Source organism: Streptomyces triticagri (genome assembly GCF_003429565.1).
In the GTDB taxonomy this organism is placed as follows: domain Bacteria; phylum Actinomycetota; class Actinomycetes; order Streptomycetales; family Streptomycetaceae; genus Streptomyces; species Streptomyces triticagri.
This window is the reverse complement of record NZ_QUAK01000195.1, coordinates 1-11380: the sequence shown is the minus strand read 5'-3', so window position 1 is coordinate 11380 and position 11380 is coordinate 1. Positions and strand designations below refer to the sequence as shown.

Annotated in this window: 9 protein-coding genes; 6 read left to right on the top strand and 3 right to left on the bottom strand. The window is 70.7% G+C overall.

The features are described from left to right. Positions 1–157 precede the first annotated feature (157 nt). A complete protein-coding gene (locus DY218_RS27415) occupies positions 158–1483 on the bottom strand; it encodes an ABC transporter substrate-binding protein (protein WP_128558832.1) in 1326 nt (441 codons plus the stop codon). 149 nt (positions 1484–1632) lie between these two features. After that, positions 1633–2736, bottom strand: coding sequence for a substrate-binding domain-containing protein (locus DY218_RS27410; RefSeq protein WP_128558831.1), 1104 nt, complete (start codon positions 2734–2736; stop codon positions 1633–1635). A gap of 305 nt (positions 2737–3041) precedes the next feature. Between DY218_RS27410 and DY218_RS27405 the strand changes: the two genes are divergently transcribed. Continuing rightward, positions 3042–3407: a hypothetical protein gene (locus DY218_RS27405; protein ID WP_128558830.1), complete on the top strand. Its 366-nt coding sequence runs from the start codon at positions 3042–3044 to the stop codon at positions 3405–3407. Positions 3408–3454: 47 nt separating this feature from the next. Here DY218_RS27405 and DY218_RS27400 read toward each other — a convergent pair whose 3' ends face one another. After that, a complete protein-coding gene (locus DY218_RS27400) occupies positions 3455–5410 on the bottom strand; it encodes a family 20 glycosylhydrolase (RefSeq protein ID WP_199566870.1) in 1956 nt (651 codons plus the stop codon). Positions 5411–5618: 208 nt separating this feature from the next. Here DY218_RS27400 and DY218_RS27395 point away from each other — a divergent pair, with 208 nt between their 5' ends. The 5 genes from DY218_RS27395 to DY218_RS27375 all read left to right on the top strand — a co-directional run bounded on the left by DY218_RS27395 (position 5619) and on the right by DY218_RS27375 (position 11262). Continuing rightward, on the top strand, positions 5619–7592 hold the full coding sequence (locus DY218_RS27395) for a beta-N-acetylhexosaminidase family protein (RefSeq protein ID WP_128558829.1): 1974 nt from the start codon (positions 5619–5621) through the stop codon (positions 7590–7592). Positions 7593–7919: 327 nt separating this feature from the next. Then, positions 7920–8708: a GH25 family lysozyme gene (locus DY218_RS27390; RefSeq protein WP_128558833.1), complete on the top strand. Its 789-nt coding sequence runs from the start codon at positions 7920–7922 to the stop codon at positions 8706–8708. A gap of 174 nt (positions 8709–8882) precedes the next feature. Further along, complete coding sequence (locus tag DY218_RS27385; RefSeq protein WP_128558828.1) at positions 8883–9701, top strand: SAM-dependent methyltransferase; 819 nt, start codon at positions 8883–8885, stop codon at positions 9699–9701. 405 nt (positions 9702–10106) lie between these two features. After that, entirely contained in the window at positions 10107–10334 is a 228-nt protein-coding gene (locus DY218_RS27380; RefSeq protein WP_128558827.1) for a type A2 lantipeptide, read from the top strand. Positions 10335–10455: 121 nt separating this feature from the next. Then, complete coding sequence (locus DY218_RS27375) at positions 10456–11262, top strand: HlyD family efflux transporter periplasmic adaptor subunit (RefSeq protein WP_128558826.1); 807 nt, start codon at positions 10456–10458, stop codon at positions 11260–11262. Positions 11263–11380: the final 118 nt, after the last annotated feature.

Genomic DNA, 11380 nt, shown 5'->3' with positions numbered 1-11380 from the left:
GGCCGGTCGTCCGGCGCGCCGCCGCGGGCGCCGGGCGGTGCGGTGGCGGCGGCCGCGGGTGCGGTGGCGGTCAAGGGGTTCACCTGCCTCGGTACGAGTTCGTGGGTACGGGTGCGGGGTTCGGAGCCGGCCGGTGGGTGTGGTCCCGGGCGGCGGCTCATGCGGTGCGCTCCACGGCGTTCAGGCCCATCGCGCGCAGGTCGGGCATGGTGCCGCGCTGGCCGGTGCGCAGGGCGTCGAGGACCGTGCCCTGGCCGCCGGCGGTGCGGGCGAGTGCGTCCTCGACGACCTTCTGGGTGGCGGTCATCCGCGGACCCCACAGCCAGCCGGGGGCGATCTGCCGGGCCTGCTCGTCGAAGAGCCGGTAGATGTCCTGGCCGGAGTAGTAGGCACGGTCGAAAGCCTTGCGGCCGACCGGGACGAGGCCGGGGGCGGCCGGGTACTGGCTGCTGGCGCCGCTGGAGAGCCGGGAGCGCAGCGCGTCGGGGTGGCTGACCTGCCAGGCGATGAACTCCAGCGCTGCTTCCGGGACTTGGGAGTCCTTGGTGACGACGAAGGTCGATCCGCCGTGGGTGCCGGTGACCGGGCGTTCGGTGTCCCACTGCGGGAGCGGGGCGATCCGCCACTTGCCGCGCTGGCCGGGCTGCGCGTTCATCTGCGCGCCCGCGTCCCAGGCGCCGGTGAGGCGGCTGACCACCTCGCCGCGGGCGATCTGTGCGGTGCTGCGCTGGCTGTCGGCGGCGTTCATGAAGACCAGTTCGCGGTCGTACAGGCGCTGCCAGTAGCCGGCCACCTTGCGGGTCGGGGCGTCGGTGAGGGAGAGCTGCCAGGTGTCGCCGTCGATGTCGAACCAGCGGCCGCCGGCCTGCCAGCAGAACGCGGCGACGTTCGTCATCCCGTTGGTGGGCAGCAGCGCCATCCGGCGGCCCGGCGCCTTGCGTCCGACCTGCTCGGCGGTCTCCTCGAACTCGTCCCAGGTGCGCGGGACTTCGAGTCCGTACTGCTCGAACAGGTCGGTGCGGTAGTGCATGACCATCGGCTCGACGTCGAGCGGTACGGCGAACACCTTGCGGTCGAAGGTGGTCAGCTGCAGTGCTTCCGGCAGGAGCGCGCGGCGCAGCTTGTCGGACATCATGCCGGTGAGGTCGCGGGCCACTCCGTCGATGGCGAAGCCGGGCAGCTGCGGGTACTCGATGGTGGCGATGTCCGGGGCGTTGCCCGCACGGGCCGCGTTGCTGAGCTTGGCGTAGCCGCCCTGCGCCCCCGCGGGCACCTGCTCGAAGTCGACCTGGATGCGGTCGTGGGTGCGGTTGAACGCATCAACCACCTCTTGGCTGCCGCGCAGTGCGGACCAGAACGTGATGCGGGTGGCCTTGCCCGTACGACGCGAGGCGGTGCCGCCCCCGGTGCAGGCGCCGAGGGCGCCCACGGTGGGGAGTGCGGCCAGCGAGGCGAGGACGGAACGGCGGCTCGGTGCAGGCATCGTTGCCTCCCGTGGGGCCTGTTCGGTTCACGGGGAATCCTGAACGAGCGATCATCGACGGTCAATAGACCGATCAGAAGAAAATGAAGCGGTCAAACGATCGGCGGCGGAAGGGGCTTGGCGGCACGGACGGCAACGTGGAATACAGGTCAGGCAGGCGCAACCACCGAGCCGCGGTCCACGAGGCGCGGCACCAGTTCGACGCGGTGCACCGGCTCGGGCGCCGCACCGGCGGGCCGCCGCAGCCGGCGAAGGAGCAGTCGGGCGGCCACCCGGCCGGTCTCCGCCTTGGGCGGCGAGACGGCCGTCAGCGGGGTGGTACCCATCGCGGCCACCACATCGTCGTAGCTGATCACCGAGCACTGCTCGGGCACCCGCACACCGAGGGCGGTCAGCTGCTGCACCAGCATCAGCGCATCCACATCGCCGTGCAGGAGCGCGGCGGTGGCCCCGCGCTCCTTCAGGACCTCGGCCAACTCGGCGCCGGCGCCTTCACTCCCCGCCGGCGCCCCGCTGTCCGACGAGCTGAGCATCACCGTCGAGTCCTCCACCAGCGGATGCTCCGCGACGATCGCCGCGAACGCCGCACGCACCGCGCGCGCCGTCGGGCTGTCGTCGCGCGCCGCGAGCACGATCCTGCGGTGCCCGAGCGCGGTGAGACGATCGACGGCCAGATGGACGCCGTACCAGTGGTCCGAGCAGACGGAGTCGACCGGATGCAGCGCGCTGCCGGGGCGCGGCCGCCGCTCCATGATCACGGTGGGCACGGGGACGTCCGCGAGCCAGGCCTCGTCGACCGCCTCCTCCGCCGCGCGGCGCCACCGGGGCGCGATCAGCAGCCCTTGCGCGCCCTGCGCCAACGCGGCCTCCACCATGGGCTGTTCGGCCCCCGGGGCCTGCGGCGCCAGATACAGGGTGACCTTCGCGCCGGCCGCCTCCAGGGTCTCGCGCGCGCCGTGCAGCGTCTCGTACAGATAGGAGTGATGGGCCGGTACGACCAGGGCCACCGCATCGCCCGCCGGGTCGCCCTCGCCGTCCGCCGGCGCGGAACCGGCCTCGGGGACGGGCAGCACCGACTGCGCGACGCCGTGGCCGCGCCGCAGCCGGCCCTCGCGGGCCAGCTCCTCGACGTCTCGGCGGACGGTGACCACCGAGACCTCCAGCTCGGCGGCGAGGTCGCTCACCCGGACCGTGCCGCGCGACCGCACCACACCGAGTATCCGCTGCCGCCGTGTGCCGACCGGTTCCCGCATGCCGCCCCCTCGCCGGGCCGTCAGGGCCCCACACGGCCCGCCCGGTGTTCGTTCGATCGTTTCGGATGCAGCATAACGATCAGACGGCGCGCCGGGACAGGCCCCCGGAAGGACCGTCCCACTCCCGGCCTCGCAGGACCGGACGCCGGACGGGCCGTCACCATTCGCGACCTTTCACACGCAGACAGTCACCTCACCACCACTCCTCTCGCGAAGGCATGGGCTCCCGCGGGCCCGGACCGTGCGGCAGGTCGTACCCTTGGCCCTACCGGCAGGGGCGGGCACGGACGGGGGAGGGAAGGGCTATGAACTGGATCTGGATCGTTCTCATCCTTTTCTGGACGGGCGGCTTCGCATGGCTGGCCGACAACGCCCGTACGGCGCTGCGCAACCGCCACGAGCGCAAGATGGAGCTGATCGAGGCGGCGAAGCAGGAGCGGCTTGCCGTCGAGGCCGCGCATCAGCCGCCGGAGCCGGTGTGCGGGTGCACGCACCATCTCGCGAAGCACGACAAGCAGGGCCTGTGCCATGAGCGCGTCGAGGTGCCGACGGCCTGGGACGAGAACAAGAAGCCGCTGCGGTACGAGGCCGCCCAGTGCAACTGCCAGCGGTACGTGGGGCCGACGCCGCTGTCCCAGGTGTACGCGGAGGATCTGACGGACCGGGCCTGAGCGGCCAGGCTCGAGCGACCGCGCGCGGCGATCCCGGTTCGCCGCGGCTATGCACTCTGCGGGATCGCCCGCACCCGCGTCGGCTCCGTCCTGTCCGGCGCCGTCTGCAGGGCGCGGGCGTCGTCGTCGGCCGCCGTCAGCTGCAGCTGTGAGATGGCGTTGACGACGGTGAGCGCGCCGTGGTCGGCATTCAACTGCCAGCGCTGGGTGCGCTTTTCGGCCGCGCAGGTCTCGAGCGTGAGCTCCGCACCGTCCTCCAGCGGTGCCCCCAGGTAGTGCTTTCCGCGTACGACGTCCAGGCACCGGCCCGTGTCCGCCGAGCGCAGGGTGTAGTAGCCGTCAGCCGTCGGGGTCACCTCCCAGGTGGCCGAGCTGTCGCGTACGAATCCGGTGGTGGTGCCGGCCGCGTCGCCCAGCGGGGCGAGCGATGTGCCGCCCGGGCCGGCGAGCCGGTAGGTGCCCGCGTCGAGCGGTGTGCGGTCGGTGTCGTCCCAGCCGGGTGCGTGCCCGATGTCGCGCGCGAGTTTCTCGAACTCCTCGTACGTGGCGGCCGGTTGTGGTCCGCCCCAGGTGGCCTGGGCGATGAATCGGAGCGGCATGAAGGCCTTCGCCTCGACCTCGTTCTCCGTCTCGGCCGCCGCGGTGTCCGGCCACATGGTGATCTTCGCGCCGGTGAGGCCGGCGTGCTGCGCGTCGAGGGTCTCGTCCTCGAAGCTGAGCGGGCTCCAGCCCGACTCGTAGAGCTTCGCGGTGTCCATGGTGTATCCGCCGCGCACCAGATAGAGCGAGTACGAGGAGTTCATCACCGGGCGGCCCTCGGCGAGCAGGGCGGACGGCTTCTGCAGTTCGTCGCCGCCCAGCCAGTGTTCGACGGCGATGTCCCGGTCGAGCGCGACCTGTCGGTTGCGGCCGAGCAGTCCGTCGTTCCAGATGCGCAGAGTGCGGCCGCCGTCCCGTACGTGGTCGCCGACCCGGTTGACGAAGTCCACGAAGGCGTCGTCGGGCGTGGCGTCCTCGCCGAACTTCTCCGTGGCGTACTCCTGGATCTGCGGGAAGTCCGGGTAGTCGGCGCCGATCATGTACTCGTCGGCGCCCATGTGCCAGGAGCGGGTGTCCCAGACGTCGAGCGCCTCGTCGACCAGCGAGGTGTAGTACGTGAAGGCCTCGGGCCGGGTGATGTCGAGGCGGGGCGGCGAGGGCTCGCCGTCCTTGTCCTTGAGCTGCAGCTCGGGGTGGTTCTCCAGGTAAGTGTCCATGTGGCCGGGTGAGTTGATCTCCGGGATCAGCTCGATGTGGTGGCGCTTCGCCATCGCGACCAGCTGCCGGACCTCGTCCTTGGTGTAGTAGCCCCAGAAGGCCGACTCGGGGTCGGTGTCGCTCTTGACCTTGGCCTCGATCCACAGCTGGTTGAGCTTCTGAGCGGCCATGTCGCGCATCAGGCGCTCGAAGTACTCCATGGAGATGTGGATGTAGCAGGCGCAGACGCCGACGCCGCGCTCCTTGTACCGCGGCACGTCGGTGGCGGCACCGGCCGGGACCGTGCCGCCGTCGCGCAGGAGTTGCAGCAGGGTGCGGGTGCCGTAGTGGACGCCGGTGGAGGTGGCGCCGGTGACGGTCAGCCGGTCGCCGGACTCGAGCCGGTAGCCCTCGCTCTTCAACTCCCCTCTGTCCACGGCTTTCTGACGGAGCACGATGTCGCCGGTACGGCTCGGACGGTCCTCGACCACGTGCGGTGCGCGCCCGGTCGTCTCCCGCAGTTCGCGCGCGAACCGGCGGGCGTCCGCCGCGGTACGGGCGTCGGCGCCGTCGAGCACGATGCGGGTTCCGGCGCGGAAGCGGTACTCGCCGGGTGCGGCGGTCCACTCCTGCAGTGCGGGCAGTACCCGTGGTGCTGCGGACGTGTCGTCCTGCGCGCCGGCCGTGCCCATCGGGAGCAGGGCGGCCGCGACGGCCGCAACCACCGTGAGCGCTCCGGCCGTTCGGCGCCGTCGTCCGAGTCTCATGGTCACCTTCCACGCGCTTCGTGTCGGTACGGCCAAGGTGGTTCGGCCGGGGCAGGGGGGTCGGGTCCCGACCGGGAAACGGTTGGCCAGAGTAAATCTCCGACGAATAGAGGTCTAGACCCCAGACGTCTTACGACTTCCGGTTCGTGTCGTTCAACATCGGTCGGGCACACGGCACTTGATGGTCCAGACCATATGAGGAGATGACGTGGGAAGACGCAGGAAGACGACTCTGACCGTCGGCGCATGTTTCGCACTCGCAAGCAGCCTGGCGCTCCAGACCCTGCCCGCGGCCGCCGCACCCGACCAGGCGCCGCGCGCAGCCCACACACCACCGCCGGTCTCGCCGACCCCGCAGACCATCGACCGCGCAGGTGACGACGCGTCCGTGACCGGCAAGGCGTATGTCGTCGCCGGCGAGGACACGGACACGGCCGCGCGCGACCGGCTCGTCGAGGAGTTGAAGCGTCACGGGGCCCGCAAGGTCGAGATCGTCGCCCCCGGGAACACTCCGCGCGACGCCCGGCGCCACCTCACGGTGCGGATCGGCGCGGCGGACCGGGACGACATCACCGAAGCGCTCGGCGGGACGAAGGTGCCCGAGCAGGCCGAGGGGTACGCACTGCGTGTGAACGGAAAGCGGAACGGCGGGTCCGTCGCGCTCGGCGGTACGGACGCGGCCGGGCAGTTCTACGCCGTGGGGACCCTGCGGCAGCTGTTCGTCCGGTCCGGAGGCCGGTGGCAGGTGTCCGGCGTGGCCGTCAGCGACCACCCGTCGATGCCCCTGCGCGGCACCATCGAGGGCTTCTACGGGCAGCCGTGGACCCATGAGGAACGCCTGGACCAGATGGACTTCTACGGGGACCTGAAGGCCAACACCTACGTCTACGCGCCCAAGGACGACCCGTACCACCGGGGCAAGTGGCGCGAGCCCTACCCCGAGGACAAGCTGGCCGAGCTCGGGGAGCTGGTCGAGCGGGCCACCGCGAACCATGTGCGCTTCACTTTCGCGGTGTCACCGGGCGAGTCCATCTGCTACTCCGACACCGAGGACCGCAAGGCCCTCAAGGACAAGCTGCAGGCGCTCTACGACCTGGGCACCCGCGCCTTCTCGATCCCGCTGGACGACATCAACTACACGAGCTGGAACTGCGAGGCGGACGAGGCCGCCTACGGCGCACCCGGCCAGGAGTCGGCCGCCAAGGCGCAGGTCGACCTCCTGAACGACGTACAGCAGGACTTCATCGCCACGCACGAGGGCGCCAAGCCGCTGCAGATGGTGCCCACCGAGTACGGCGATCTGCAGGACAGCCCGTACAAGCAGACCATGCGGGAGACCCTCGACCCCGAGGTCGTGGTGATGTGGACCGGTACGGACGTGGTGCCTCCGGAGATCACCAACGATCAGGCCGACCAGATCTCGAAGCTCTTCGGCCGCAAGGTCTTCGTCTGGGACAACTATCCGGTCAACGACTTCGGCAACACGAAAGGCCGGCTGCTCCTCGCCCCGTACGACAAGCGCGAGGCGGGCCTCTCGGAGCATCTGTCCGGCATCGTCGCCAACCCGATGAACCAGCCCTACGCCAGCAAGGTCGCGGTCTTCGGCGCCGCCGACTTCGGCTGGAACGACCGGGGTTACGACGCCGCCACCAGCTGGCCGCGCGCGCTGGCGTACCTCGCGGGCGGCGACCGGGAGGCGACCGATGCGTTGCTGGTCTTCGCCGATCTGCAGCACATGGCGCCGACCTTCGGCGAGCAGCCCTGGCAGCCGCAGGCTCCCGAACTCGACCGCAGAGTCCGGGAGTTCTGGACGGCCTGGGAGGGCGACGGCGACCGCACCGAGGCGCTGAAGTCGCTGCGCCGCCATGCGAAGGCGATCGAGGAGGCCCCGGCGACCATCCGGGGCGGAGCCGTGCAGGAGGGCTTCACCACGGACGCGGCGCCGTGGCTGGACGCCACCGAACTGTGGGGTGGCGCGATGGTGAAGACCGTCGACGCGCTCGCCGCGCGCGACACGGGAGACACGGCCACGGCGGACCGGCTGCTCGCCGAGTCCGCGGATCTGCAGAAGCAGGCCCGTGCCGTACGGGTGGATCCACCGCGCAACTCCTGGGGCGAGGCCGAGCCGATGGTCGGCGACGGGGTCCTCGACACCTTCCTGGAGAAGGCGGCCGGGGAATGAACGGCTGCCAGTACTGAAGGTTTCGCCGGTGTCAGGGAGTCCGCACAGCTCACTGACACCGGCATTGGCCTGGACCACTAACGAGCCGAGAACCTCTTTACCCCGCCGGTGAACGACCGCGACAATGACGCGGTCACGTCAATCAAGGCGCGTAGATAGACCCGCTCCACCCGTGTCACCGACCCGCGCACGAGCCCCACCCATCCGGTCGTGCGCGCACGAAGGTAGGAGGAAGGCTTGTTCTCTCGCACCGTTTCCACGAAGGCCTTACGGCGAAGGCTCACCGCAGCCGGCGTCGTCGGCGCGAGCCTGGCGCTCACCGTCGGCATGACCTCCGGCAGCGCCGCCGCACTGCCGCTGCCCGACGACAACCCCGTACCGCTCGGCCAGGGTTACATGGGTGTCGGTTACGTCCAGGACAGCAAGGACTTCAAGCCCGACTCGAGCCGTCTCGACCTCACCCCCGAGGTCGACGTCAACGCGAACCCTGCGGGCGTCGACATCTCCCACTACCAGGGCTCGATCAACTGGAGTGCCGTCCGCGGCGCCGGCATCGAGTTCGCCTGGATGAAGGCGACCGAGGGCACCACCTACAAGGACCCGACCTTCAGCACCAACTACACCGGCGCCTACAACGCCAAGGTGATCCGCGGCGCCTACCACTTCGCACGGCCCGACTCCTCCGGCGGCGCGGCCCAGGCCGACTTCTTCGCCAGCAACGGCGGCGCCTGGTCGAAGGACAACCTCACGCTGCCCGGCGTACTCGACATCGAGGGCACCTGCTACGGCAAGTCGCAGGCAGCGATGCGTACGTGGATCACCGACTTCTACAACCGCTACAAGTCGCGGACCGGCCGCGACGTGGTGATCTACACCAGCCCGAGCTGGTGGAACACCTGCACCGGCGGCTGGAGCGGCATGGCGGCCAAGACCCCGCTCTGGGTGGCCCACTGGACCTCCGCCGGCAGCCCCAGCCTGCCGAACGGCTTCTCGGCCTGGACGGTCTGGCAGTACACCTCGACCGGCTCAGTGAGCGGCATCTCCGGCAACGTCGACCGCGACCGCTTCAACGGCAGCCGCGCCCGCCTCCTCGCCCTGGCCAACAACACGCCCTGACGGTACGGCGCTCGCACCCGGCCCGCCCGGCGCACCCTGCCGGGCGGGCCGGCTCATGCCACCACGCGCGCCACCCCACCGGCGCCTCAACCCCTCTGGATACGCTGCCCGTTGTGTGGTCCCAGACGCTGTGTGGTCCGAGACCAGGCATTCCGCCTTCATCTGGAGCAGCCCGTGAGCAAGAACGAACCGGTGAGCCCGAGCGGCCAGTCGCCGAAGATCAGCACCACCGTCCCGCACTCGCCCCGCATCTGGAACTACTGGCTGGGCGGCAAGGACAACTACGAGGTCGACCGCGAGGTGGGCGACCAGTTCACCGCCATCTACCCCGCGATCGTGGATGTCGCCCGCCAGTCACGGGCCTTCCTGCAGCGGGCGGTCACCCATCTGACCGCCACCGAGGGGGTGCGCCAGTTCCTCGACATCGGCACGGGGCTGCCGACCGCGAACAACACGCACGAGGTCGCCCAGCGGGTCGCTCCGGACGCGCGCGTGGTGTACACCGACAACGATCCGGTCGTACTCGCGCACGCGCGCGCCCTGCTGACCGGCAGCACCGAGGGCAGCACCCAGTACATCGACGCGGATCTGCGTTCGCCCGAGGCGATCTTCACCGCGGCGCGGGAACTCCTCGACTTCGACCGGCCGGTCGCCCTGATGCTGCTGAACATCCTGGGACACATCGAGGACCACGACGAGGCCCTGTCGATCGTCGGCCGGCTCGTCGATGCCCTCCCCGCGGGCAGTTACCTCGTCACGGCGGACGGCACCCATGTGATCACCGGCAAGGCGTTCGAGGACGCCATCGAACTCTGGAACCGGAACGGCGAGCCCACGTACCACCTGCGCCACCCGGATCAGATCGCACGGTTCCACGACGGGCTCGAACTCCTCGAACCCGGCATCGTCTCCTGCCCCCGCTGGCGTCCCGACGACCCGTCCGCACAGGCCGCGGACGTGGACGAGTTCTGCGGTGTGAGCCGCAAGTCCTGACGTCCGCCACGTGCCTGCGGCCGCCGGGCAGGACGCCTTCAAGAGACCTGCACACGGAATGTGCGACGTGGTCACGTAATTCGGTCCGCGAGGGCCGATGAATTTCCTTGCAGGGGACACGGGGCGGATTCCCGGGCGGCCGGGTGTCCGATTTGGTGGAAGGAGTCGCCGCACGCCCTTGATTTCCTTCTGTGTGGGTTGTGAAGGTGCTGCCGCCGTACGGTGAACTCGCCTGCACGCTGCGGTGATTCGGCATCAGGAACGCCGCCCGACGCCGCTTCGCGAATTGGGTGCCCCGGCGTGCGCGTGCTTTGATCCAGGCCGACGCGGAATTCGCACCCCGGGTTCCGCGGGCGGGAAACACCCTTGCAACATTCACGTTCCACAAGAAGGGCAGTTCACATCATGAACAACACCCCCCAGGTCGAGACCGCCGAGATTTCCGACGCCGACCTCGACAACGTGGCCGGCGGCCTCGTCTCCGGTGTCGCGGGCAACGTCACCGGCGCCGTCGACTCCATCGCCCCGGTCTCCGGCGTCGTCGGCGGCCTCGTCGGCACGGTCGAGGGTGCCACCGGTGTGAACACCGGTGCCGTCACGGGCCTGGCCACCGGCCTGACCGCCGGTCTCTGAGCCGCAGCTCACCGAGACGCGTCAGACGCATGATTCGCGAGCCCCGGAACTCCGCGTTCCGGGGCTCGCGGACGCGCCGGCCGCCAGGCCACGACACCGGCACAGGTAAGGAAAGCGCTGCATGCAGTTCCGCCAACAGGCCCTTTCCAAGCTGCAGTCGCCCGAGGAACTCGACGTACCGGTGCGCTACGCCCGCCCGCAGGGCCTGCTGGTCCTCACCGTCACGCTCGTCGTGATGGCCGCCGCGGGCGTCTGGGCCGTGACCGGGTCGGTGGACTCGACGCTCCGGGCCACCGGCATCCTCACCCACGGGCAGGGGAGTTACGTCCTGCAGAGCCCCGTCACCGGTCAGGTGACCCGTGTCGTCGCCGAGGAGGGCAAGCGCCTCGCCGCGGGCGCTCCGGTGCTCGAGGTCCGTACCGAGCGGGGCGACCGGGCCGTACGCGCGATCGCCGCCGGGCGCGTGACCTCGCTCGCCGCCCGGATCGGCACCGTCGTCACCACCGGCTCCGACGTCGCCACCCTGGAGCGCGTGGCGGACGCCGGCGACCCGCTGCACGCCATGCTGTACGTCCCCGCCGACAGCGCGGCCACCGTCCCCGTCGGCGCCGCGGTGGACCTGACCGTCCAGACCGTACCCACCGAGCGGTACGGGACGCTGCGCGGCCGCGTGCAGGCCGTCGGGCGGACCGCGCAGAGCCGGCAGAAGATCACCGCCTTCCTCGGAGACAAGGAACTGGCCGGGCAGTTCACGAGGAACGGCCCGCCCGTCGCCGTGCTCGTACGGCTGGAGAAGTCGCCCCGTACCGAGTCCGGCCTGGCCTGGTCGAAGGCCGGCGGACCGCCCTTCGGGCTCGGCTCCATGACCCCGGCCGCCGGCGCCGTGCACCTCGCCGAGCAGCGCCCGATCGATTGGCTGCTTCCGTGACCCCCGCACCGCACGAAACCGCACCGTACTCCCCCGCCCCGCGCCCCTCCCCCGCGCACCAGCAGCAACTGCCGCCCCCGGGCGGGCGCCGCAGGCACCGCCCCGAGCCGCCGCCGCG